Source organism: Haloplanus natans DSM 17983 (assembly GCF_000427685.1).
Lineage (GTDB): Archaea > Halobacteriota > Halobacteria > Halobacteriales > Haloferacaceae > Haloplanus > Haloplanus natans.
Map to the genome: position 1 here is coordinate 1,159,116 of NZ_KE386573.1, position 21,969 is coordinate 1,181,084.

Consider the following 21,969-nt stretch of genomic DNA (forward strand, 5'->3'; position numbering starts at 1 on the left):
CGCTACGCCTACATCTGGTACCGGCGTTCGTCGTCGCGCTGGGGGTACTGGTCGGCGCCCGTCATCTCGTCGTAGGTCATTCCCGAGAGATACTCGTCGTACGTCACGTCGTACCCCTGCCGGAGGTGGAAATCCAGGTCGCCCGTATCGACCGCCGATCGATAGAGTGTGTGGACCGCCCGGCGGACGAGTTCCGCCTCGTCGCCGTCGAACGCCGCCAGCAACATGGCGAGTTCGTTTCGCGTCTCACGGTCGAGGCCGACGGCCAGGTCCTCGCCCAGGTCGCTGTAGGCGTCTTTCACGTCCGCGTTCAGCTCGTCGAGACTCATGGCAGGTCCGAGGGCGGCGCGTCGAATACGGCTTTCGGCTCGGAAATCACCACCTCTAACCGGCCACGCCCCTACCAGCCCACGATGACCGAGACGGCGGACGCTCCGCTCCCCGACGACACCGACGCCGTCCGCGCGGCCCTTATCGAGTGGTACGAGGCCGGCCACCGCGACTACCCGTGGCGTCGGACGACGGACCCCTACGGGATTCTCGTCTCCGAGGTGATGAGCCAGCAGACCCAACTCGATCGGGTCGTCGAGGCGTGGGACGCCTTCCTCGACCGCTGGCCGACCGTCGACGCTCTCGCCGACGCCGACCGGAGCGAGGTGGTCGGCTTCTGGTCCGACCAGCGACTCGGCTACAACAATCGTGCGCGCTACCTCCACGAGGCGGCCGGGCAGGTCGTCGAGGTGTACGACGGCGCGTTTCCCGAGGACCCCGACGAGTTACAGGAGCTGATGGGCGTCGGCCCCTACACCGCAAACGCCGTCGCGAGCTTCGCGTTCAACGCGGGCGACGCGGTGGTGGATACGAACGTCAAACGCGTCCTCTATCGCGCCTTCGGGGTCGCTGACGACGACGAAGAGTTCGAGCGGGCAGCGAGCGAACTGATGCCCGCCGGGGAGTCCCGCGTCTGGAACAATGCCATCATGGAACTCGGTGGCGTCGCCTGCGAGAAACAGCCCAGATGCGACGAGGCCGGGTGTCCCTGGCGCCAGTGGTGTCACGCCTACGAGACGGGGGACTTCACGGCACCCGACGTACCGACACAACCCGAGTTCGAGGGCAGCCGCCGGCAGTTCCGCGGGCGGGTCGTCCGGGTCCTCGGCGAGCACAACGAACTGACGCTGGACGAACTCGGACCGCGGATTCGCGTGGACTACACGCCTGATGGCGAGTACGGTCGAGAGTGGCTCCGGGAACTGTGTTCGGACTTGACCGACGATGGACTCGTCGAGTTGCGAGAGTGCGACGGGAAAACGGTCGCTCGTCTCCGTCAGTAGCCGTCGATACTGACCGGTGGGGTAATCATTTACCAATCACGGGGTCGTATAGATTCGTATCGAGATGAGTGCTACAGTCGAAATAACCGAAGAAGACGGCCAGTACACCGCCGTCGACTCGGAAACGGGGGCGAGCGGTGTGGGGAGTACGAGAGCGATGGCGCTGGCCGCACTTGCCGTCCGCCTCGGTGCAGAGGAGGAACACGGAAAGGCGGATAGCGAGTCCGAACTCCGGGCGCTCGCTGACCGGACCCGAAAACGGTTCGAGGAGAAAGGAGTCACTGACGACGACGTCGAGGACGCGATAGAATGGGCACGCTCGGAGTAGTCCTCGACACGAACGTTCTCGTCTCAGTGCTCGGGTTCGGTGGTTCGCCACTCGATGTGCTGCTTCGGACGTTCGATGACGAGGTTCGATTGCTCGCATCGGAGGCCACGCTCGACGAACTCGAACGGGTCATGCACTACGACCGGCTCCCGTTCACTGAGGCCGATCGGGTGCAGTATCTGGCGATCTTACGACGTGAGGTCGACATCCTCGACCCCGACAATTCCGTCGAAGTCGCGCGTGATTCCGACGACGACAAATTTCTGGACGTGGCGCTGGAAGGTGATGCCGACTATCTGGTGTCCGGTGACGACGACCTGCTCTCGCTCGACTCCTACGAGGGCATTGCAGTCGTCACTCCCGACGAGTTCCTGACGTGTGTCGAATGACGTGCAACGCTACTCGCCGGATTGCATGCCTCGATGACTCGTCCCCAGTTCTCGATTGAACAGTATAGATATCCGCAATTATCGCGCCTTCGGGGTCGCTGACGACGACGAAGAGTTCGAGCGGGCAGCGAGCGAGCTGATGCCCGCCGGGGAGTCCCGCGTCTGGAACAATGCCATCATGGAACTCGGTGGCGTCGCCTGCGAGAAACAGCCCAGATGCGACGAGGCCGGGTGTCCCTGGCGCCAGTGGTGTCACGCCTACGAGACGGGGGACTTCACGGCACCCGACGTACCGACACAACCCGAGTTCGAGGGGAGTCGCCGGCAGTTCCGCGGGCGGGTCGTCCGGGTCCTCGGCGAGCACAACGAACTGACGCTGGACGAACTCGGACCGCGGATTCGCGTGGACTACACGCCTGATGGCGAGTACGGTCGAGAGTGGCTCCGGGGGCCTCCTCACTGACCTCGAAGACGACGGACTGGTCGACGTGACGGACCGCGACGGCGATGCCGTGGCCACCCTCCGGACGTAGGCTGTTCCTGCCACCGCAACAGCCTTGTTCTTTGCCAACGTATCACAAATAAGTGTTAGAAAAATGACTAGTAACTGGACCATCGCGGGCGACTACGCGGAAGCGTGCAACTGCGACGTCGCCTGTCAGTGTCTCTGGATGGAACCGGCCGATGACGACGGCTGCACGGCCGCGCTCGCGTGGCACATCCGCGAGGGATCGTACGGTGACGTGGACCTGAGCGACTGCGCCGTCGCGATGTTGATCGCGGCCGAAGAGGGGGTTATGTTCGCCCCCGGGACCGGGTGGGACGTGGTGCTCCTGACCGACGAGGCGGCCACCGACGAGCAACGCGCCGCCCTCGAAGACATCTACCTCGGTCGGGCCGGCGGTATCTGGGCCGCCGTCGCCGACGGTCACGTCGAACACGCCGAAACCGGGACGGCACCGATCACGTTCACCCGCGACGACGACGACATCAGCGTCTCGGTGGGCGACATCGCGACCATGGATGTCGCCGGTGCCCCCGGCTTCGACGGCGGACTCGGTCGTGCCTCGCCCCACCCGCTCACGAAGAGCCGGGAGATGACGGTCGGGAAGTCGACGACGGCGACCGTCTCGTACGGCGACGACTTCGCGTGGGCCCTCTCAGGGAACAACGCGTACCTCGGCGACTTCGAACTGGCCAGCGCCTGAGTGTCCGTGTCGCTCCCTACGTCCGATCGGCTCGCCGCCCGTCGGATTCCGGTCGTCGCGCTCGTAACCTACGGCATCGCACTGCTCGCGTGGGTGAGCATCGTCGCCCGCTGGCTCCCGATGCCGGGGTCCGTCCCCGGCCTCCGGATGTCCGATCCCGGGGCGCCGGAAGCGATGGCGCTCTCGAACGGCCCCGTCGGCATCAGCCTCTACCTGTTCATGTGGGGCGTGATGATGGTCGCGATGATGTACCCCTCCTCCGTCCCGCTCTTCCGGCTGTACCACGGGACCCTCGACGGCACGACGCCCCTCGGCCGAGCGGCACGCGTCGGCGCCTTCATGGGAGCCTACGCGCTCGTCTGGACGCTCACTGGACTCGTCCCGTTGCTGATAAACGCCGTCGTCCCCATCGCCGGCGTCGCCAGTGAACGCGGGCCACTCCTGTTCGGCGTCACTCTCGGACTGCTCGCAGTCTACCAACTCTCGCCGTACAAGCACCGGTGTCTGAAATACTGCCGGACGCCGCTCGGCTTTCTGATGGAGTATCACGAACCCGGCGTCCGCGGCGCCGCCCGGACCAGTTGCCGCTTCGCCGTCTTCTGTGTGGGCTGTTGCTGGGCGCTGTTTGCCGTCATGGTCGCCGTCGGCTCGATGAACCTCCTCTGGATGGCGATGCTCACGGTGCTTCTCTCGCTTGAACGCGTGGTGGGCTGGGGCGACCGACTGGCGAGGGGTATCGGCGTCGCCGCCGCCTTCGGGAGCGGTACCCTCCTGCTCGTCGCGGTGACCTGAGTGACCGCGCCGAGGGTTTATTTTCCTCCCCCTCCGGGTGTGTACTATGCGCATGGAACTGCGGGTCTGCAAGCTGTGTCACGAGGGCGAACACGGCAACGAGCACAAGACCGCCGTTACGCGCGATATGGTCCGCTGTGCCCAGCAGATTCGGGAGTACAAGGACCTCATCGGCCTCGACGAACTCCACATCACGATGGTGCAGGAAGGTGACCCCGGCGGCGCCGAGGCGCTTCCGGTCATCGTCGCGAGCATGGAAGGGGATCAGATCTCGCTCTCCGACACCCAGCTCGTCATGCAGGACGACGACGGCAACTTCCTGGTCTACCCCGAACCGAAGGACATCCTCGAAGTGCTCACGCGCAACATCGACCAGATGAGCCAGCAGACGCGCCAGGACGTGACGGTCGAACTCTCGACCGAGGGCGCGGAACTCCTCTCCGCCTAAGACGTCGGCGACGGATACGTCCCCCGCCCGACTTCGGTCGTCCCGTTCGCGACGGCCCAACCGTCCCGTGGCCCGGCGGCGTCGAAATGGACGCGGTCGACGTAGCCATTCCCGGTCCACCCGCCGGCGAACCACTCGTTCGAGCCGTAAACGGCGACGACGCCCGACACCCGCGCCGAATCCGCCGCCTCGTAGGAGAGGTAGATCGGCGCGTCGTACTCGAAACACGCCGTCTCGTCCCGATAGGGGAACGGACAGTCGGTCAGCGCGCGCGTCGCCGCCGGGTAGAACGTCGGCGACTCGCCGACGGGCGTCCGCGTCTCGATGGGGTAGGTCGCCTCCCGCGTGACACTCACCGTCACCGTCCGCCGTTCGACCCTCTGGTGGTCGGGGTTCGAGGGGTCGTACTCGGATTCATCTATCTCCTCACGACGACCCAGGCCGTCCTCTTCGACGAACCGGTAGTACCGCGTCTCGACCACGAACTCGTCGGCGGTGAGTTCGAGCGTCGGGCCGTGCTCGGTTTCGACCACCGCCGCGTCGAACCCCTCGACGGTCCCGTTCGGCCCGACGACGCTCGCGTCGAACGCCGTCTCCCCATCCGCCTGCGGAAGCGGGACGCGGATCGTCACGTCCTCGAGCGTCCCCGTCGCGTCGATGCCGACGCTGTACTCGTAGCTGCTGGTGTAGCTCTCCGGGTTCGGCGTGAGGAACGAACAGCCGGCGGTGATCGTGAGGCCGGCGAGGAGGAGAGCGAGAACGGACTGACGGGTCATCGCCGACGATATTGACAGCGAAAAAACAAAACGGTTCCGGGGACGCGGTCAGTCGTCGTCGGAGCCGGTGTGGCCGCCGTCGGCGGCCGCGGTCGGCTGACTCCGCTCCTCTTCGAGCTGGCGCTCCCATCGCACGCGCAGGAGGTTGCCGTACATCGAGAGGACGAGTCCGACGAAGAGCACGAATATGCCGGCGTTGATACCGAGCGTGAGCAGGAGGTTCTCCGGACCGCCACCGATCGTTATCTCACGCGGAACCGGATACCCCTCGTCGAACACCGACGCGATCATGACGCTCGTGATGCCCACGACGGTCAGGATGCCCATGACGGTGCTGACCGTGCTCCACGACGGGGCGAGGGTGAGATCCTCGATGCCTCCGTCGGCGTGTGTCTCCGGGATCAGCTCCCGGGGGATGAACGCCTTGGGCTCGACGGGGTAGAACGCCGGATGGAGGCCGTGCTCGAAGATGTGGAGCATGACCCCCATCAGCATGATGACCCCGAGCAGGCCGTGGAAGACGACAAAGCCCATCGCGGCGGTCTTCGTGCCGAAGTACTGCATCAGACCGGTCTTGCTCCAGATGAGCAGGCCGCTGATCGTCAGCAGGAACAGTTCGGCGGCGAAGATGAACACGACGCCCTTGCCGATGTACGAGAGCAGCGGAATCTCGTCGGGGTCGCCGCCGGCGAACTGCTTGGCGTTCGGGTGGCGCTCGTCCGCGCTTCCGAGGGCGAACTGCACGTCCTGGATGAACGCCTTGATGTCCTCGCCGTTGGGCACGATCTCCCGGAAGTTGCTCCGGCCGGTGTCGGTCGTGATCATCAGCGTCGCCCAGAACCCGATGAGCGCGATCAGGCCGAAGCCGGCCGCACGGTGGAGCGCGGTGACGCTCTGTGGGCCGCCCATCAGCGACAGCAGCCACCAGAGTTCGTCGTTGAACGTCAGGCTGTACCCCGTGAAAAACAGCAGGAACACGTCGAGTCCCAGCAACGAGTGAAACGTCGTGGTGACGCGCGTGAACTTGCCGTGGTCGAGACTGGTCATTCGGTCTCACCTCCGTCGGTCGCGACGGCCTCCGTCGTCCCCTCGCCGGGCCGTTGCATCTGTCCCGCGAGGCGGCGGAACGCCGCCCAGTGGATGAACACCATCAGGAGGATGAAGACCCCCATCAACACGTCGGCCGCGTGGACGAGGGCGACGAGGAAGTCGAGCCACGGGACGGTGTTGCCGACGACCCAGTCGGTCCCGATACCCCCGCCAGCGACGGTCGGCGAGACGCGGAACAGGCCCTCGTAGAAGACGGCCGTCCCGGCGGCCCACCAGACCGACACCACCGCGAGCGCGAGGCCGACGATGGCGCTGATGACCACCGACACTTTGCTGTACCCGCTCGTCTCCGGAAGGTCCTCTTGGTAGCTCATTTAGAACACCTGGGCCTCCTCTTCGCCGAAGATGATCTCCATGGCGACGTCGTTGAAGAACGTGCCACTGCCACGACGCTCCAGTTCGGACGAAATCTCGTCGGCGTCGCCGACGAGGATGGCGTCGGTCGCACACTCCTCGGCACACGCCGGCCCCTTGCCGACGTCCTGGCGCTCCTCGCACATGGTACATTTGTCCATCGTGCCGCCGGACCCGAACAGCTGTGCCGCCCCCTCGTCCGATTCGGGGAACTGCGGCGCGCCGAACGGGCACGCCGACAGGCAGTACTGACAGCCGACACAGAGGTCGTCGCGGACCTGCACGAAGCCGTCTTCCTGCTTGACCAGCGAATCCGTCGGACAGACCGACACACAGGGTGCGTTCTCGCAGTGGTAACACTGCATCGGAACCGCCGTCTCGCCGGGCGACTGCCCCTGTTCGAGGGCGCGGGCGCTGTGGGCGTTGAGCCCGTCGGCGCCTTCCTGGCCCTCCATCATCGTCGAGATACTGATTCGTTGCTCGTCCGCTGGCGAGTCCCACGTACGCTTACAGGCGACGACACAGCCACCGCAGTCGATACACGCCTCGACGTCGGGGAAGATTCGGGCGTCCTCGCCCGTGCTCATCACGCCCTGTCGCATTATTTCTTTGTTGCTTGACATGTTTGTCACCTCCTATTGGACCGTGTTCCGGTCGCGGACGTCGAAGTCTTTCTGCGAGCCGATGTCGTTGCGGTCCTGCGGGAACTCGAGATCGACGTCCATGTTGAGTTCCTCGAGGAGGCTCTGTGTCGCCGGGCGGACTGCCACCATTCCGACCTTCGTCTCCTGCATCTGCGTCTCCACGTCGTAGCCTCGCGACGTGATGGCGTTCACCGAGTCGCCGATGGCGTACGGCACCATCCCTTCGGGGTATTTGTCCTCTAGACTCTGTCCCTTGAAGACGCCACCCCAGTGGTACGGCAGGAAGGTTTCGTCGTCGTTCGGCCGGTCGGTCACCCTCGCTTTCACCAGGATCGATCCCCGGTCGGTCGAGGAGATGACGACCAGGTCACCGCCGTCGACGCCGAGGCTCTCGGCCTTGTTCGGCGATATCTCGGCGTACATGTGGGGCTGGAGGTCCGCGTTGTGGATGTTGCTCCGCGTCTCCGCGCCGCCACCCTGGTGTTCGACCTGCCGACCGCTCGTCAGGATGGTGTCGAGCGCCGGTCCGTCGTTGTCGCCGTGGATGATCTCCATCGCCTTCTCCTGTTCCACGGCGTTGTTCTGGTCGAGACGGTAGAAGTTCCGCTGTTGGCCGTTCGCCGGCCACTCCTCGACGAGTTCCGGATGCGGACTCTCGAGGGGTTCGCGGTGGACCGGCGTCGTGTCGATGAAGTTCCAGACGACGGCGCGCGCCCGGCCGCGCCCGGTCGGCGCGTCGGGCTGTTTGAAGTCGTACTGCTCGTAGAACGACGGATCGATGTTCTGGGTTTCCGAGAGATACCGATCGAACTCCGGAATCCCCGTATCGGGGTTCGCGAGCGCCTGCGCCGCGGTGTACACCGACCGCTGGTTGTCGAGTGCGTGCTGTTGCGGGATGGTGAGTTCGTCGGACTGGGTCGGTTGGTCCGGATCGACCAGACTCGCCGGCGGCACCGTCTTCCAGCCCGGATACTCCGGTATCCCGTGGATCATCCCGTCGCTGGCCGTGTCTTCGGTCGACGCCCACTCGGGGTTGTACGGCGCCCGCGTCAGGTCGAGGGCGTCCTCGACGCTGTCGTAGCGGTCCCCGACGGCGTCGACCGTGTTCTGGAACGGGTACTCGGCGTCGGTGTTCATCTGCTCCCACTCGTCGGGGCTGGGCGCGCTGACACCCCATCGCGTCCGGAAGTCCTGTCCCCCGTTATTGGGGTTCATGTCGTCGTTCCAGATGATCGGAGTCCCGGGGTGACCCTCACCCCAGCACGGCCAGGGGAGCCCCCAGTACTCGCCTTCGACCGGCGAGCCCTCCGCGGCCTTGAGGGTCTCGTGGGAGAACGCGTAGTCGTACTCGAGATGTTGCTGGAGGCGTTCCGGCGTCTGCCGGTAGCCGATGGTGTTCGTCCCGAGGTTGAACTCCCGGATGACGTTCTCGTAGGTCGACTTCCCGTTGTAAATCTCCGGGCCGGTGCCCCAGTCGAAATGCTCGCCGAAGCCGAGTTCGTCGGCCAGTTCCTGCATGATTTGCAGGTCGGGCTTGGAGTTGTGCGACGGGGGACGGACCGGCTCCGACCACTGGATTGAGCGGTGGGTGTTCGTCAGCGAGCGGTAATGCTCGTACTGACTGCAGGCCGGCAACAGCAGGACCGGTGGTCCCTCCTCGAAGCTGGGGAGGACGCTCGCCACCGACGGGAACACGTCGATGACCACGAGCAAATCGAGGTTCTCCATCCCCTCTTTCATCTGCTCCATCTCGCTGATGGAGTTCGAGGAGTGGCCCCAGAAGATGCCGATCTTCACCTGATCGGGCTGATATATCGGCGTCTCCTGCATCCGATCTTCCTGATCGAGTGCGCCCTCGAACCAGCGGGCCACCGTCAACCCGTTCTGGAACATCATCGAGTTCGGAGCGGGGTTCGACGGGCCGTACTGGCCCTCGCCGCTGGCCGACGGAAGTGCGTCCACGTCCTCCGACTCGCTGGCTCTCACGTATTTTTCCGGCGGCATCACCTCGAACCGGTCGTACATATCCCCGAACGAGGTCGACCCGCTCGTGTACGGGTTCATGTCCCAGACGTCGGCCCACCACGACCAGCCACCGGGCGACAGTCCGTAGTACCCCGGCAGGATGTGACTCGCGACGGCGAGGTCGGTCGCCCCTTGGACGTTCGCGTGCCCGCGCATGACCTGGAGCCCGCCACCGCTCCGCGCTGCGCTCCCCGATCCGAGGCTCGCGGCGGCGTATGATCGGATGTTCTGGGTGCCGTTGTTGTGCTGGGTCCCACCCATCGCCCACTCGATCTGGATGTGCGGGCGGTTCTCGTGGAACATCTCCGCCAGCTGCTCGATCTCCTCGACCGAGAGCCACGTGATCTCCGAGACGGTCTTCTTGTCGTAGTCGTCGAGGTCGGCGTCGATCTCCTCCCACCCCTGTACGCGGTCGGTGAGCATATTCTGCCCCGTGTCGTCCGCGTCGGGGTCCATCGCCAGCCCGTACTCGTCGCGAAGCTCCTTGATGATCCCCATCATCAGGGCCACGTCGGTACCGGGCCGGAACCGCATATACTCGTCGGCGTGGGCCGCCGTTTTCGTAAAGCGCGGGTCGAGACACAGGATCGTCCCGCCGCGTTTCTGCCCCTCGAGGATGTGCTGCATCGCGATGGGGTGGGCCTCCGCCGGATTCTGACCGATGACGACCAGCAGGTCGAAGTTACGGTAGTCCTGCAGGGTGTTCGTCATCGCGCCGTAGCCCCACGTGTTCGCCAGGCCGGCGACCGTCGTGGAGTGACAGATCCGGGCCTGGTGGTCGACGTTGTTCGTGCCCATGAAGGCCGCGAGCTTCCGGATGGCGTAGGACTCCTCGTTGGAGTGGTGGGCACTCCCGAGAATCATGACGCTCTCGCGGCTGGCCTCCTCCTCTACGTCGACGGCCTGATCCGGGGATACGTCCGAGTCCGGCCACAGCGCCTGGATGTCGGTCCCCAGCCGTTCGTAGGCGTCGTCCCACGAGAGCTTTCGCCACGCGCCGTTCTCCCGAACCATCGGGTGGCGAACCCGCTTTTCGGAATGTTCGGTCTCGTAGATGCCGGCGCCCTTCGAACAGAGCGACCCCTGGTTGATCGGGTGGTCCTCCCACGGCTCCATGCCGACGAACGAGTCGCCGACGCGCTCCCCGTGGAAGCCACACCCGACCGAACAGTAGTTACAGATCGTCTTCGTCAACTCTCCTTCCGTGTCGGCAGCCGACTCCGATGTCTCGCCCGTCTGGGCGAGCGCCTGCCCCGCGCCGCCGCCACCGAGGGCAACGGCACCTGCAAGCGCGCTCGCCTTCATGAACGAGCGTCGATCGAGGTCGATTGAAACTGGTTCCGTGCTCATGGTGTGTGATCCCTCGATGTACGCGTGTCACTGGCTTGCACGCGCATGTATAATGACCATGGACTGCCATTATATAAATTAATGCTTCTAGGCTGACCTAATTTCACCGTTCGTGATTCAGCCCTCGGGTGATTGAAACTCGAGACGCCTAGCACGAAGCAAGTCTTATATCAGTGCTACTATTTATCACGGTCATGAACGTCGGCGCGTTCGTATGCTCCTGTGCAGATACGTGCGATATCGACCTCGAAGGCGTTCGAGACGGCGTCGGTGACGTCGAGGTGGTCGCCAGTTCGTCACACCTCTGTGACGACGGCCTTCCGGCGATGGCCCACCTCATCGAGGAGTACGACCTCGACCAACTCCTCGTGACGACGCCCGAGAAACGCTGTCAGGACGCTGTCCGGGAGACGGCCGTCGAAGCGGGACTCCATCCCGAGGCGACTGCCTTCGTCGACCACCGCGAGGGGGCCGCCTGGGTCCACGACAGCGACGCCGCGACGGAGAAGACCGCCCGCCTGCTGAACGCTCGGCGGGAGGGACTCGACTACGAACCGATTTCGCGAACCGTCTCCCGCGAGGCGGGCGACGCCGTCGCCGTCGTCGGTGACGCCGAGACGGCCGCGGCCCTCGCCGACACCGCCGACGTGACGCTCGTCGCCAACGGCGCGGATTTCGACGACGCCGACGCCGACTTCGACCGCGTCTCCCTCGCCCGGGGCCGTGTCGTCGATGTCGTCGGCGAGTACGGCGATTTCGAACTCGAACTCAGCGCCCGCGTCACCGAGGACTGCATCTCCTGTATGGACTGCGTGCGCGAGGGTCCGGACGGCATGGTGACGCGTCGCCCCGTCGACATCGACCCCGACGCCCCCGACGGGGAGTGGGCCGACTGCTGTCCCGTCGACGCCATCGACCTCGACGGCGTGACCCGGACAATCGAGGCCGATCAGGTGATCTTCCCCGGGGCGACCGGCACGGCCCGCGGTGGACAGATCGGTCTCTACACCGGCCCGGTCGACGGCGCCACCATCGCTGCCGTCGAGGATCTGCTCGGCGGCGTCCGGAAGCCCCAACATCTCGACCTCGACATGGACGTCTGTGCGTCCGGCGAGTCGAGTCAGATGGGCTGTAACGCCTGCGTCGACGCCTGTCCCCACGACGCGGTCGACCGACCGTACGTCGACGAGGTGTCGTTCGATCCGGTCGCCTGCCAGGACTGTGGCGCCTGCACGAGTTCCTGCCCCACTGGTGCTGTCCAGCTTCGCGACGCCTCGAACGAGCGCATCGCCCGCGAAGTCGAGACGCTTCTGGACCCCGGTACCGACGACGGCGGCGGTCTTCTCGGCGGCCTCCGCGACGACGCAGCCATCGAGACGCCCGTCGTCGCCTTCGTCTGCTCGGAACGCGCCGACGACGCCCTCCGTCGCTACGGCCGCCTCGCCCGCGAGGACGACGACGTGCGCTATCCGCCGATCCTCCCGGTCAACGTCAACTGCACCGACACCGTTGGCGAGGCTCACATCATGCACGCCCTCGCCGCGGGCGCCGACGGCGTCGCCATCGTCGGCTGTGGTGGCGACTGCCTCCACTCCGGTCCCGATCCGAAGGCCGAACTCGTCCGCCGACTCGACCGCGCGAACGGTGATCTCGGCCTCGGCCAACGGGTCACCTTCCTCGCGCCCGACCCCGCCGAGCCGCGGGCGTTCGTCGAGGACCTCTCCCAGTTCGTCGTCGAACTCGATCCGACGCCGGTGCCCGCGGGCGAACACGAGGCGACCGGCACGGTCCGGGGCGACAAGCCGAACCCGCCGTTCAACAGCCACGACTGGACGCTGGAGAGCGTTCGTGCCCTTCTGGACCACGTCGACCCCGACCGCGAGGTGATACGGGGCCTGAAGGACTTCGGCTGGATGGAGGTGTCCGACGCCTGCAACCTCACGCCGACCTGCTCGACCATGTGTCCCACCGACGCCATCCGCCGGACCGACGACGCGGACCTCCAGTTCAACCACGAGGACTGCGTCAACTGCGGCCTCTGTGAGGAGGGCTGTCCGGAGACGGCCATCACCATGCACGACGGTCTCGACCTCTCGAAACTCCCCGAAAACCGCGAGGGAGAGCGCTGGGAGACGGTGTACGACGGCGAGATGCGCGCCTGTATCCGGTGTGGCAAACCCTTCGCAAGCGAGGGGACCGCGGAACACGTCGCCGGGGAAGTCGGCGGCCTGGTCGAGGGCGTCGCCCCCGAATCCGAACACAGCGTCTTCGACTACTGCGGGCAGTGTCGTGCCGTACTCCTCTTCGAGGAGGGGGGTCGCTGATGGACGAACGGGCCCTCTACGAGGCGCGACTGGAGCTCGTGGACTTCCTCGTCGAGGTGCTTCACGACGTTCCCGACGAGGCGTTCGTCGAGCGCCTGCTCTCCGGCGACGTTCGCACGCCCGACGGCGAGGTGAACGAGCCGCTCGACCGGGGTTTCGACGCCCTCGACACCTTCGTCGAGGAGCACCAGGGGTACGACGTTTCGGCGGTCCGGGACGCACTCGAACGGGAGTACACGCGCCTGCTCGTCGGGCCGCGGCCGCCCGTCATCGCCCACGAAACCTACTATCGAGAGGACGCAGACTACCTCGGCGAGGGGGTCGCCGAGGTGGAGGCGAGCTACGGGGCCGCCGGCTGGGCGCCGCCGGAGGAGTATCCCGAAGAGAACGACTTCGTCGCCGTCGAACTCGCCTTCCTCCGGCACCTGATCGAGGAACAGCGCCGGGGCGCCGACGAAGCCGTCGGCTTCGAACGCGTCTTCCTCGACGAACACGCGCTGACCTGGGTCGACGCTTTCACCGACGACTTGCGCGAAGGGACGGACAGTCGGTTCTACGTGGCTGTCGCCGACATCTACGCGGGAACGCTCCGGTTTGAGGACGAACTCGTCGCCGGACTGCTCTAGTCACGGGCGGCGAGCGCGACCATTCCGACCAGTCCGGCCACGAACAGGCCGAGCAGTACGAGCGTCGCGGGCATCGCCAGCGCCATCGCTTGCTCCATCCGGAAATACCAGCGCCAGGTCTTCGCGAACTCCGCGAGCATGGCGACCGTCGCGGCGCCGAGGACCACAAGCAGGAGGCCGCCGCCCGAGAGAAGCGCCAGTCCGCGCACGACCCGCGACGGGCTCGGCAGGTCACTCATCGACGACCCTCCGTGCGAGCACCAGCAGCGTCGCCGCGGGAAGCAACAGCACCAATACGCCGGCGACGAAGACCCCGAGGTAGCTGACCGTCGATTCGAGATGGATGGCCCAGTGCCAGGTCCCTTTGATCTCCGCGATGATCCCGACGGTGCCGACCGCCAACAGCGCGAGCACCAACAGCGCTCCCAGCGCGTACGTCGTCCCGCGGAGGTAGCCGAGCGCCCGCACCGACGGCGTGGGGCCGCTCGATCCGGACTCGCCGCCGGCCGCTCTCACCCCGCCCGCCTCACCCTCAGCCATTTTCGTCACCTCTCGACGGTGCGTACGTTCGATACATATCGTAGACGACGAACGCTGCAACACCGGCTCCGACCAGCAGCAACGGGATCGCGAATCGGATCGGGAGTGGGCCGTACGTGGCACCGAAACTCTGGTGCATGGATCGCCTCGTTGTCTCCCCTTGGGGGATTCAGCGACAAATACTCTCGGGTCGGATTCGGCCGCGTGACGCCCGTCTACGGAGGCGAGAATCTTATTACGATCCCAACCGACTGAAGGACAAGACGATGACATCCCGACGATCGGCACTCGCACGCCTGGGCGCGGTTGCCGGGACGCTCGGGCTTTCGGGGTGTGCGCAGTTTCTCGGCTCCGCCAGCCGTAGCGGAACCGACCTCCCGCCGAACCCACACGCCGACGCCCTCCCGAACCGGCAGTTCGTCCAGAACCCGTACCTCGACACCGACGACGCCGGAAACGACCTGCAGGCACGGTACCGACGGCTCCTCTTTCTCACCCTCGACGTCGAGCCGTCGTCGTCGGCCGCGCGGACGGTCGAACGCGGTATGCGAACGATCGAAGCGGCCTACGACTGGCGTGCGGACGGGCTGTTTCACGTCCTCGCCTGGGGCACCGACTACTTCCGCCGGATCGGCAAACTGAACGCGGCTCCCATCTCGAAACCGGAGGTGATCTCCCGGACCGACGACCCCGACCTCCTCGAGTTCGACGCCGTCCTCGTCCTCGAGAGCGACGTGCCCTCGCAGTTGACCGCCGTCCAGAACGCCATGTTCCGGTCGAGCGAGACGCTGAACGGCGAACCCGTCGATCATCCCCTCGGCGACGTGTTCCGGATCGCGGAGGTGCGGACGGGCTTTCTCGGCGAGGGCTTGCCCGCCCGCCACGCCGACGTGGAGGGCATCCCGGCCGGCGCGCTCTCCCAGGACGACCCCACGTTCATGGGCTTTTTTTCCGATCGGCAGGGGACCCAGGCCAGCGAGGACTTCGTCACCATCCCCGACGGGCGGTTCGCGGGCGGCACGACACTCCACGTCTCACATCTGACACAGAGCCTCGATACGTGGTGGGAGGGACTGGACGACGCCGGCCGCGTCGCGCGGATGTTCTCCCCGGAGTTCGACCCCGCCGACATTCCCGACTTCACCGACGACGTCCCCTTCAGCGACGCCGTGCGCGACCACGCCCGGAAGTTCGGCGTGGTCGGACACCACGAGAAAGTCGCGCAGGTGCGTCGCGACGGCGAGCCGATCATCCTCCGCCGGGATTTCAACACGACCGACGGCGACCACGCCGGCGTTCACTTCCTCTCCTTCCAGCGGAGGCTGGCGCATTTCCGTGCCACCCGGCGAGCGATGAACGGGTGGTACGTGCGGGACGACAGCGAGGCGATCACCGACCGCGAGAACAACGGCATCCTCAACTTCATCGACGTGCAGTCGCGGGCGAACTTCTACGTTCCCCCGCGTGACCGACGCGCCTTCCCGCTGTACTGATCGGACGCTTCGTAGTCGATGCTCGTCGGACCTTCTCGGCGAGCATCTCCGCCGACTTCCGATTCGCCCGACGGTTACAGGTCGTCTACGTCGACGACGGAGTCCGAGTCCGACGAACCGGTGATGTCCTCGGCCCGGATGTCGCCGTCGACTTCGCCCTCGTTGACCTCGTGCGGGGCGACGTTGTACTCCCAGACTTCTCGTCCTCTGTACGTTTCGGCGGCGCCTTCGGGTCGCCAGCCGAGATCCCTCTTTGCCATGCAGTAGCATACAATGGAATGGGAGCTACTAAATCTGTCGCCGCGCCGATGGCCGGCGACGGTTCATACTGATCATTGTAAGTCAGTACCGATGGTTCGCCAGAACGGATCGGCGAACCACCGGTAAACAGTTACAATAACACTATCAGACCGGGGGCGCGTTCGGCGGGCGTTCGTCGTCGTCGTCGGTGAAAGCACTGACGAACAGGTCGACGTGGAGGCGAAGCAGCGTCGCTTCCTCGAGCCCCGTCTCCGCGGCCTGTTCGGCGAGTCGGTCGCCGAGCGCGTCGCTCGGGTCGTAGTGGAGTTTGCCATCCTCGGGGTCGACCTCGAACGACACCTCCGTGCGCCCCGAGACGAGATACTCGATCTCCAAAAGCGCCTGTTCGGCTTTCGTTTCGATGGCGGTCTCGCGGTCCTCCAGACGCGCCTCCGCCCACTCGTCGGCGGCGTCGATGAACCGCTGGTTCAGGTCGATGGTGAGCGTCAGAACGAGACCCCTTCCCCTTCGAACGCCGGTTCGAATCGGGCGGACTCCCCGCAGGCCGGGCAGGTCTTGACGACCGAGTCGCGCTCGACCAGACCGAGCCGGGTGAAATGTCCGCACTCGCTACACTCGTACTGCATCGATCACTCCCAGGGTTCGGGCGCCGGATCCATTTCGCTCAGTTCGCCGTAGAGCGCCAGCAGCAGCACCAGGGTTCCCCCGAGGACGACCAGCCCGACGAGCCCCGAAATCGGTGTCTGTCCGACGCCGCCGCTCGACAGCGGGCCGAGCCGTCCGTACACCTGCAACATCGTCAGGACGATCCAGATGCCCGCCGCGAAGACTCCGAGCGTGACGATTCCCGACTGTGTGAGCGCCGTTCTGATACCCATGGTAGCTCACCCCATAGGTTGAGGGGCACGCAATAAAAATTTACTCCACGTCGAGGGTCCACCCGGCCTTCTCCGCCGCCTCTTCGAGCGAGACGAACTCCCAGTCCGCCTCGGCGGCGACGCGTTCGTCCTCGCCCGCGATTCCGACGACGACCATCCTATTCGCGTAGAACATGGACCGCGGCCCGATTTCGGCCAGTCGCTCGCCCGGGCCGGTGCCCGTCCCGCTGAAGAAGTCGGCGTCGACGCCGTTCTGTCGCTGGAAGCGGTTGATGACCGGCGTGTCCACGCGGCCGACGATGCCCACCCAGTCCGCCCACGCCCCCGCGTCGGAGAAGGCGGACGCCGGATGTGCCAGTCGCTCGGCCGCGCGATAGGTCAGCGCCATCGTCATCTCGTCGGCGTCCTCTCCGTGGGGGGCGGCGCCGGTACTGGGCTGTCGGGTGTCGTCCTCGTCCGGCACGCCGCCCTCGACGGCGTCCCGGTCCCCGGCGTGTGCCCCGCCTGCCCCGCCGCCCTCGATGGGGATGCCGACGGGCTTGTCGTCGCTCTGTCGGGGGACCCGCGGCGTCGCCGCGTGGGTCCGGCCGTCGCCGTCGTCGCCATCGTCCCCGTCCCACGCTCCGCTCGTCGGATCGGCCGCCGCGTCGTCCGCCCGCCCGCCGGCCGTCCCGAACGGGTCGTCCGGTTCCGCGTCGGGGTCGCCCTCGCCCCGCCAGAACCAGTCCCCCCGGTTCGGTTGGTCGTCCGATTCCCCGTCGTCGGTGTCGATGTCGTCCAGGTCGATGCGGTCGGTCATGGGTGCGGCTCTTCCGCTCGCGGCGACGGGTCGCGAGACTCGCCGCCGAGTAGAGCGAAGTCACGTTACTGTTCCCCACAATAAAAGCTATCGTCGGCCTCCGGCCCGAAGGGCGCGAATAGTTAACAATCCGAACCCCGCATTGGTAGGTGTATGTCCGAGACGACCACACGGCTGGAACCCCTCGACCCGCATCCCCTCGCAGACCGAACCTGCCTCGTCACGGGCTCTTCGCGTGGCATCGGCCGATCCATCGCGCTCGAACTCGCGCGCTGTGGCGCGGACGTGGTCGTAAACTACCGGAGTTCCGATGCCGCGGCCCGTGAAGTCGAATCGATCATCCGGGAGAACGGCGAGACGGCGATGTGTGCACAGGCCGACGTGGCTGACCCGGCCGAAGTCGAACGGATGGCCGACGAGATTCACGACGAACTCGGCGCGGTGGACGTGCTGGTCAACAACGCCGGCATCACCATCGACCGCAAGTTCGCGGAGATGACCCACGAGGACTGGCAGACGGTCATCGACGTCAACCTCGGCGGGACGTTCAACTGCACCAAGGCCTTCTTCGACGACATCCGCGACGCCGACCACGGACGCCTCATCAACATCTCCAGTGTCGTCGGGCAACAGGGCAACTACGGTCAGGCCAACTACGCCACCTCCAAGGGCGGGATGTTCGCCTTCACGAGGACGTTGGCGCTCGAACTCGCCGCTCACGGCTCGACGGCCAACTGCGTCGCGCCGGGCTTCGTCAAAACCGACATGCTGGAGAAGGTGCCCGAACGCGTCCAACAGAAGATCCGGGACAAGATCCCGCTCAATCGCTTCGCAGACCCCGAAGACATCGTCGGGATGGTTCGGTTCCTTGCCAGCGACCACGCCAGCTACATGACCGGTCAGGTGCTCGGCGTCAACGGCGGTCTGGAGTGGTGAGGGTGCCCCCATGACGACCGTCGTCGCCGTCTCCGGCAGCCTCCGCGACCGGAGTTACACCCGGCTTGCGCTCCGCCACGCACTCGCCGCCGCCGCGGACGCCGGGGCCGACACCGAGTTGCTCGACCTCCGTGCGTTCGACCTGCCCCCGCTCGATCCCGATATGGACGAACAGGGCGACAGCGCGGCGTTCACCCGTCGCGTCCGCGACGCCGACGCCGTCCTGCTCGGCACGCCCATGTACCACGGCTCCTACGCCGGCGTCCTGAAGAACGCGCTCGATCACTGCGGGTTCGACGAGTTCGAGGGGAAGACGGTTGGGTTGCTCGGCGTCGCCGGCGGCGCCTTCCCTATCACCGCCCTCGAACACCTGCGCTCCGTGTGTCGCGCTCTCGATGCGTGGGTCCTGCCACACCAGGCGGCGATTCCGCGGGCGTCGGCGGCGTTCGCCGACGACGCGTTCGTCGACGACGGACTCGAAGAACGGGTCGCCACCCTCGGCCGTCGGGTCGTCGAGTACGCGACCATCGAACCCGACCCGCGGACGTTCGAGAGCGACCAGAACGTGGGCGGGTAGGTCGGCGACCGTGTGCGGCCGCGGCTACGCCGGATCGGAAGCCCCTTGCCGACCGCCGCCGCACACACGCCCGTGACGACGTGGGTCGAGAATCCCCGTGGCGGTCGGGAGCGCGGAGCGCGCGGCCTCGCCCGTGCGTGGCTCGAAGTGCTCGTTCGCCCCCGGCGCTTCTTCGAGAACGGTGTCGCGCCCGGCGATCAGGCGCCCGGTCTCGTCTTCGCCGTCGCGATGGCCGTCGCGTACGCCGTCCTCCTCGCGGTCCTCGACCCCGCTCGGTTCCCCGCGACCGGTGCCCTCCGGGCCGCCGTGGCCGTCGCCCTCGTCGCCCTCCTCGTCGCCCCCGCCGTCCTCCACCTCCTCGCGGCGCTCCAGACGCTCACCCTGATGGCCTTCGTCCGCGACCGGGCGGGGGTCAGCGAGACGGTACAGGTGCTCGCCTACGCCACCGCCCCCTGCCCACTCGCCGCCGTGCCGAGCCCCGAACTCGCCCTGCTCGGCTGTCTCTACGGGAGCGCCCTCCTCGTCGTCGGCCTCGTCACCGTCCACCGGACGACGACGGGCCGGGCGGTCCTCGCCGCGGCGCTGCCCGGGAGCCTTCTCTTTGGCTACGGCTTCGGCGGCATCGACGCGCTCACGGCCCTGCTTCGGGCCTGGTACATCATCTAGGCCGTCGAGTAGTTTCGACAATCGTTTTAGGGTGGGGCTGTTGAATTCGCTCAATGGATTGGATCACCCACGAAGAAGACGTCTGGTTTGATTTCCGCGGTTCCAGCCCGAACCAACTGGTCTCGGGTCGATACTACAAGGGGACGGTCGACGGCTTCGCCGACTTCGGCGTGTTCGTCGACCTCTCGCCCGGCGTGACGGGACTGCTGCACCGTAGCGAACTCGACCGCCGCCTCGAGAGCCTCGACTGGGATCCCGGCGACACCGTGTTCGTCCAGGTGAAAAACGTCCGCGACAACGGAAACGTCGACCTCGCGTGGTCGATTCGCCAGACCGGCGACGAGTTCCGCGGGGCACGGATCCACGACCCAGACGGCGACGCCGACGGCGAGGCTATCGAGGCCGACGGCGACGACGGCGACGACGACTCCGGCCCCGTCCGACAGACGCCGACGCCCCGCGACGAGGCGCTGAACGGTGACGATACGGAACACGGCGACGCCGAAGCGTCGACCACCGACGCCGAAGCGTCGACCACCGACGCCGACGCCGCGGCGGCCGACACCGCCGACCTCGATCGTGTCGATGTCGACAGTCTCGACGACCGCGTCGGCGAGACGGTCCGTCTGGAGGGCGAAATCGTCGGTGTCCGGCAGACCAGCGGCCCGACCGTGTTCGAACTCCGCGACGCGTCGGGCGCCGTCGACTGCGCTGCGTTCGTCGAGGCGGGCGTCCGCGCCTACCCCGATGTCGAAGTCGGGAGCATCGTCCGCCTCGACGGCGAGGTCGAACGCCGCTACGACGAACTGCAGGTCGAAACCGAGGCGCTCTCGATCCTCTCCGACGACGAGGCGGCGACCGTCGAGCGCCGACTGGCCGACGCGCTGACCGCCGAGGCCCGCCCCGAGTCGGTGACGACGCTCGTCGAGAGCGACGCTGTCGACGCCGTGGCCGACGACCTGATCGACGCCGCGGAGACGATCCGCCGCGCGGTGCTGGAATCCCGCCCCGTCGTCGTCCGCCACGCCGCGACCGCCGACGGCTACGTCGCCGGCGCGGCCATCGAGCGGGCCGTCCTCCCGCTGATCCGCGCGGAACACGCCGCCGCCGACGCCGAGTACCACTACTTCACACGGCGACCGCTCGAAGAATCGGTCTACGACATGGACGACGCGACCAACGACGTGACGCGGATGCTCCAGGACCGCGACCGCCACGACGAGAAACTGCCGCTCGTCCTCCTCGTCGGCACGGGAAGTACGGTCGAATCCAGCGACGGCCTGGGGCTGCTCGGCATCTACGGCGCCCGGCGCGTCGTCGTCGACGCCGAGGTGGCCGACGCCGCCGTCGCCGACGACTGTGAGGCCATCGTCAACCCCGGTCTCGCCGGCGCCGACGCCGCCGACCTCTCGACGGGGACGCTCGCGGCCACCCTCGCCGCGACGGTCGATTCCGACGTTCGTGACGACCTCGTTCACCTGCCCGCCGTCTCGTACTGGGGCGACGCCCCCGAGACGTACGTCGACCTCGCCGCCGAGGCCGGCTACGACGCCGACCGAACCCGCGAACTCCGTGAGGCCATCGCGCTCGAGGCGTACTACCAGTCCTACGAGGACAAGCGCGAACTCATCACGGACCTCCTGTTCGAGGACGCGGGTGGCCTGGCCGGGCACGTGAGCGAGCAGTTCCGCCAGAAACTCGACGCCGAAGTCGACACCGCGACGGCCAACATCGAGACGCGCGAGGAAGGCGATCTGACGGTCGAGGTGCTCGACACCGACGCCTACACCCACCGCTTCGACTTCCCGCCGACCGCCCTCCTCCTCGACGAACTCGGCCGCCGCCGCGACGCCGATCTGATCGTCGGCGTCGGCACCGACGAATGTTACCTGCGCGCCGCGGCCGCTGTCGACGTTCGCGGCGTGGCGAGTGACGCCGCGGACCGCGTCGAGGACGCCGGCATCACCGCCGCGAGCGTCCGCGACGGCCGGATCGAGTTCCTCTCGGGTCGCCGTGACGCCGCTGTCGACGCCGTCGTCGCCGCGGCCGCCGACCGACTGGCCTGAGACGCCCCGATTTCCCCCTTCGCTACCCGACGGAACGACACCCTT

The 21,969-nt window shown here is 66.7% G+C and carries 25 protein-coding genes and 1 pseudogene; 14 read left to right on the forward strand and 12 right to left on the reverse strand.

Annotated features, from left to right (window positions below; translation table 11 throughout):
* Positions 1-8 precede the first annotated feature (8 nt).
* A complete protein-coding gene (locus HALNA_RS08120) occupies positions 9-329 on the reverse strand; it encodes a hypothetical protein (RefSeq protein WP_049935887.1) in 321 nt (106 codons plus the stop codon).
* Between the two features lie 84 nt (positions 330-413).
* On the opposite strand from HALNA_RS08120, the gene HALNA_RS08125 reads away from it, so the two are divergent.
* From HALNA_RS08125 to HALNA_RS08155, 7 genes and pseudogenes are all read left to right on the forward strand, one after another.
* Complete coding sequence (locus tag HALNA_RS08125; RefSeq protein ID WP_049935888.1) at positions 414-1,334, forward strand: HhH-GPD family protein; 921 nt, start codon at positions 414-416, stop codon at positions 1,332-1,334.
* 64 nt (positions 1,335-1,398) lie between these two features.
* On the forward strand, positions 1,399-1,662 hold the full coding sequence (locus HALNA_RS08130) for a type II toxin-antitoxin system HicB family antitoxin (protein ID WP_049935889.1): 264 nt from the start codon (positions 1,399-1,401) through the stop codon (positions 1,660-1,662).
* Positions 1,644-2,051 (forward strand): putative toxin-antitoxin system toxin component, PIN family, encoded by a 408-nt coding sequence (locus HALNA_RS08135; RefSeq protein ID WP_049935890.1) that lies wholly within the window; start codon positions 1,644-1,646, stop codon positions 2,049-2,051. The genes HALNA_RS08130 and HALNA_RS08135 overlap by 19 nt, the downstream gene beginning before the upstream one ends.
* Before the next feature lie 79 nt (positions 2,052-2,130).
* A pseudogene (locus tag HALNA_RS08140) lies at positions 2,131-2,584 on the forward strand (A/G-specific adenine glycosylase); the annotation flags it as partial.
* Between the two features lie 63 nt (positions 2,585-2,647).
* A complete protein-coding gene (locus HALNA_RS08145) occupies positions 2,648-3,259 on the forward strand; it encodes a DUF1326 domain-containing protein (RefSeq protein WP_084509945.1) in 612 nt (203 codons plus the stop codon).
* A 6-nt stretch (positions 3,260-3,265) separates the two neighbouring features.
* The gene (locus HALNA_RS08150) at positions 3,266-4,051 is read left to right on the forward strand and encodes a DUF2182 domain-containing protein (RefSeq protein ID WP_049938014.1); all 786 of its coding nucleotides are present in this window, start codon (positions 3,266-3,268) and stop codon (positions 4,049-4,051) included.
* Between the two features lie 46 nt (positions 4,052-4,097).
* Positions 4,098-4,499 (forward strand): hypothetical protein, encoded by a 402-nt coding sequence (locus tag HALNA_RS08155; protein WP_049935891.1) that lies wholly within the window; start codon positions 4,098-4,100, stop codon positions 4,497-4,499.
* Here HALNA_RS08155 and HALNA_RS08160 read toward each other — a convergent pair.
* Genes HALNA_RS08160 through HALNA_RS08180 form a run of 5 tightly spaced genes read right to left on the reverse strand, consistent with a single transcriptional unit; the run spans position 4,496 to position 10,758 of the window.
* The gene (locus HALNA_RS08160) at positions 4,496-5,275 is read right to left on the reverse strand and encodes a hypothetical protein (RefSeq protein ID WP_049935892.1); all 780 of its coding nucleotides are present in this window, start codon (positions 5,273-5,275) and stop codon (positions 4,496-4,498) included. The genes HALNA_RS08155 and HALNA_RS08160 overlap by 4 nt on opposite strands.
* A gap of 48 nt (positions 5,276-5,323) precedes the next feature.
* Positions 5,324-6,322 carry a cytochrome b/b6 domain-containing protein gene (locus HALNA_RS08165; protein ID WP_049935893.1) on the reverse strand — a complete coding sequence of 333 codons (999 nt, stop codon included), beginning with the start codon at positions 6,320-6,322 and terminating at the stop codon, positions 5,324-5,326.
* Positions 6,319-6,699 carry a hypothetical protein gene (locus HALNA_RS08170; RefSeq protein ID WP_049935894.1) on the reverse strand — a complete coding sequence of 127 codons (381 nt, stop codon included), beginning with the start codon at positions 6,697-6,699 and terminating at the stop codon, positions 6,319-6,321. The genes HALNA_RS08165 and HALNA_RS08170 overlap by 4 nt, the downstream gene beginning before the upstream one ends.
* Positions 6,700-7,362 carry a 4Fe-4S dicluster domain-containing protein gene (locus HALNA_RS08175; protein ID WP_049935895.1) on the reverse strand — a complete coding sequence of 221 codons (663 nt, stop codon included), beginning with the start codon at positions 7,360-7,362 and terminating at the stop codon, positions 6,700-6,702.
* A gap of 12 nt (positions 7,363-7,374) precedes the next feature.
* Entirely contained in the window at positions 7,375-10,758 is a 3,384-nt protein-coding gene (locus tag HALNA_RS08180) for a formate dehydrogenase subunit alpha (protein ID WP_049935896.1), read from the reverse strand.
* A gap of 194 nt (positions 10,759-10,952) precedes the next feature.
* On the opposite strand from HALNA_RS08180, the gene HALNA_RS08185 reads away from it, so the two are divergent.
* Positions 10,953-13,082, forward strand: coding sequence for a hydrogenase iron-sulfur subunit (locus HALNA_RS08185; protein WP_049935897.1), 2,130 nt, complete (start codon positions 10,953-10,955; stop codon positions 13,080-13,082).
* Positions 13,082-13,708, forward strand: a complete 627-nt coding sequence (locus tag HALNA_RS08190; protein WP_049935898.1) for a TorD/DmsD family molecular chaperone — start codon at positions 13,082-13,084, stop codon at positions 13,706-13,708. The genes HALNA_RS08185 and HALNA_RS08190 overlap by 1 nt, the downstream gene beginning before the upstream one ends.
* Here the strand turns inward: HALNA_RS08190 and HALNA_RS08195 are convergent.
* Positions 13,705-13,947: a hypothetical protein gene (locus tag HALNA_RS08195; protein ID WP_049935899.1), complete on the reverse strand. Its 243-nt coding sequence runs from the start codon at positions 13,945-13,947 to the stop codon at positions 13,705-13,707. The two genes, HALNA_RS08190 and HALNA_RS08195, sit on opposite strands and share 4 nt — an antisense overlap.
* Positions 13,940-14,248 carry a hypothetical protein gene (locus tag HALNA_RS08200; RefSeq protein WP_211226007.1) on the reverse strand — a complete coding sequence of 103 codons (309 nt, stop codon included), beginning with the start codon at positions 14,246-14,248 and terminating at the stop codon, positions 13,940-13,942. Before HALNA_RS08200 ends, HALNA_RS08195 begins: the two co-directional genes overlap by 8 nt.
* 266 nt (positions 14,249-14,514) lie before the next feature.
* Between HALNA_RS08200 and HALNA_RS08205 the strand changes: the two genes are divergently transcribed.
* Entirely contained in the window at positions 14,515-15,741 is a 1,227-nt protein-coding gene (locus tag HALNA_RS08205; RefSeq protein WP_049935900.1) for a DUF7405 family protein, read from the forward strand.
* A 74-nt stretch (positions 15,742-15,815) separates the two neighbouring features.
* Here the strand turns inward: HALNA_RS08205 and HALNA_RS08210 are convergent, their stop codons facing one another.
* From HALNA_RS08210 to HALNA_RS08225, 4 genes are all read right to left on the reverse strand, one after another.
* The gene (locus tag HALNA_RS08210; protein WP_049935901.1) at positions 15,816-16,001 is read right to left on the reverse strand and encodes a hypothetical protein; all 186 of its coding nucleotides are present in this window, start codon (positions 15,999-16,001) and stop codon (positions 15,816-15,818) included.
* Between the two features lie 145 nt (positions 16,002-16,146).
* A complete protein-coding gene (locus HALNA_RS08215) occupies positions 16,147-16,608 on the reverse strand; it encodes a hypothetical protein (protein ID WP_211226008.1) in 462 nt (153 codons plus the stop codon).
* Between the two features lie 23 nt (positions 16,609-16,631).
* Entirely contained in the window at positions 16,632-16,880 is a 249-nt protein-coding gene (locus HALNA_RS08220) for a hypothetical protein (RefSeq protein ID WP_049935902.1), read from the reverse strand.
* Positions 16,881-16,920: 40 nt separating this feature from the next.
* Positions 16,921-17,679 (reverse strand): DUF7124 domain-containing protein, encoded by a 759-nt coding sequence (locus tag HALNA_RS08225; protein ID WP_049935903.1) that lies wholly within the window; start codon positions 17,677-17,679, stop codon positions 16,921-16,923.
* A gap of 153 nt (positions 17,680-17,832) precedes the next feature.
* Here HALNA_RS08225 and fabG point away from each other — a divergent pair, with 153 nt between their 5' ends.
* From fabG to HALNA_RS08245, 4 genes are all read left to right on the forward strand, one after another.
* Complete coding sequence (gene fabG / locus HALNA_RS08230; protein WP_049935904.1) at positions 17,833-18,615, forward strand: 3-oxoacyl-[acyl-carrier-protein] reductase; 783 nt, start codon at positions 17,833-17,835, stop codon at positions 18,613-18,615.
* A 10-nt stretch (positions 18,616-18,625) separates the two neighbouring features.
* Positions 18,626-19,192, forward strand: a complete 567-nt coding sequence (locus HALNA_RS08235) for an NADPH-dependent FMN reductase (RefSeq protein WP_049935905.1) — start codon at positions 18,626-18,628, stop codon at positions 19,190-19,192.
* Positions 19,193-19,264: 72 nt separating this feature from the next.
* The gene (locus tag HALNA_RS08240; RefSeq protein ID WP_049935906.1) at positions 19,265-19,858 is read left to right on the forward strand and encodes a YIP1 family protein; all 594 of its coding nucleotides are present in this window, start codon (positions 19,265-19,267) and stop codon (positions 19,856-19,858) included.
* A gap of 53 nt (positions 19,859-19,911) precedes the next feature.
* Complete coding sequence (locus HALNA_RS08245; RefSeq protein ID WP_049935907.1) at positions 19,912-21,924, forward strand: DHH family phosphoesterase; 2,013 nt, start codon at positions 19,912-19,914, stop codon at positions 21,922-21,924.
* Positions 21,925-21,969 lie beyond the last annotated feature (45 nt).

Bases quoted from the DNA above. Each gene is read 5' to 3' on its own strand.
- HALNA_RS08120 (WP_049935887.1), bottom strand. From the start codon at position 329: ATGAGTCTCGACGAGCTGAACGCGGACGTGAAAGACGCCTACAGCGAC.
- HALNA_RS08125 (WP_049935888.1), top strand. From the start codon at position 414: ATGACCGAGACGGCGGACGCTCCGCTCCCCGACGACACCGACGCCGTC.
- HALNA_RS08130 (WP_049935889.1), top strand. From the start codon at position 1,399: ATGAGTGCTACAGTCGAAATAACCGAAGAAGACGGCCAGTACACCGCC.
- HALNA_RS08135 (WP_049935890.1), top strand. From the start codon at position 1,644: ATGGGCACGCTCGGAGTAGTCCTCGACACGAACGTTCTCGTCTCAGTG.
- HALNA_RS08145 (WP_084509945.1), top strand. From the start codon at position 2,648: ATGACTAGTAACTGGACCATCGCGGGCGACTACGCGGAAGCGTGCAAC.
- HALNA_RS08155 (WP_049935891.1), top strand. From the start codon at position 4,098: ATGCGCATGGAACTGCGGGTCTGCAAGCTGTGTCACGAGGGCGAACAC.
- HALNA_RS08160 (WP_049935892.1), bottom strand. From the start codon at position 5,275: ATGACCCGTCAGTCCGTTCTCGCTCTCCTCCTCGCCGGCCTCACGATC.
- HALNA_RS08165 (WP_049935893.1), bottom strand. From the start codon at position 6,322: ATGACCAGTCTCGACCACGGCAAGTTCACGCGCGTCACCACGACGTTT.
- HALNA_RS08170 (WP_049935894.1), bottom strand. From the start codon at position 6,699: ATGAGCTACCAAGAGGACCTTCCGGAGACGAGCGGGTACAGCAAAGTG.
- HALNA_RS08175 (WP_049935895.1), bottom strand. From the start codon at position 7,362: ATGTCAAGCAACAAAGAAATAATGCGACAGGGCGTGATGAGCACGGGC.
- HALNA_RS08180 (WP_049935896.1), bottom strand. From the start codon at position 10,758: ATGAGCACGGAACCAGTTTCAATCGACCTCGATCGACGCTCGTTCATG.
- HALNA_RS08185 (WP_049935897.1), top strand. From the start codon at position 10,953: ATGAACGTCGGCGCGTTCGTATGCTCCTGTGCAGATACGTGCGATATC.
- HALNA_RS08190 (WP_049935898.1), top strand. From the start codon at position 13,082: ATGGACGAACGGGCCCTCTACGAGGCGCGACTGGAGCTCGTGGACTTC.
- HALNA_RS08195 (WP_049935899.1), bottom strand. From the start codon at position 13,947: ATGAGTGACCTGCCGAGCCCGTCGCGGGTCGTGCGCGGACTGGCGCTT.
- HALNA_RS08200 (WP_211226007.1), bottom strand. From the start codon at position 14,248: ATGGCTGAGGGTGAGGCGGGCGGGGTGAGAGCGGCCGGCGGCGAGTCC.
- HALNA_RS08205 (WP_049935900.1), top strand. From the start codon at position 14,515: ATGACATCCCGACGATCGGCACTCGCACGCCTGGGCGCGGTTGCCGGG.
- HALNA_RS08210 (WP_049935901.1), bottom strand. From the start codon at position 16,001: ATGGCAAAGAGGGATCTCGGCTGGCGACCCGAAGGCGCCGCCGAAACG.
- HALNA_RS08220 (WP_049935902.1), bottom strand. From the start codon at position 16,880: ATGGGTATCAGAACGGCGCTCACACAGTCGGGAATCGTCACGCTCGGA.
- HALNA_RS08225 (WP_049935903.1), bottom strand. From the start codon at position 17,679: ATGACCGACCGCATCGACCTGGACGACATCGACACCGACGACGGGGAA.
- fabG (WP_049935904.1), top strand. From the start codon at position 17,833: ATGTCCGAGACGACCACACGGCTGGAACCCCTCGACCCGCATCCCCTC.
- HALNA_RS08235 (WP_049935905.1), top strand. From the start codon at position 18,626: ATGACGACCGTCGTCGCCGTCTCCGGCAGCCTCCGCGACCGGAGTTAC.
- HALNA_RS08245 (WP_049935907.1), top strand. From the start codon at position 19,912: ATGGATTGGATCACCCACGAAGAAGACGTCTGGTTTGATTTCCGCGGT.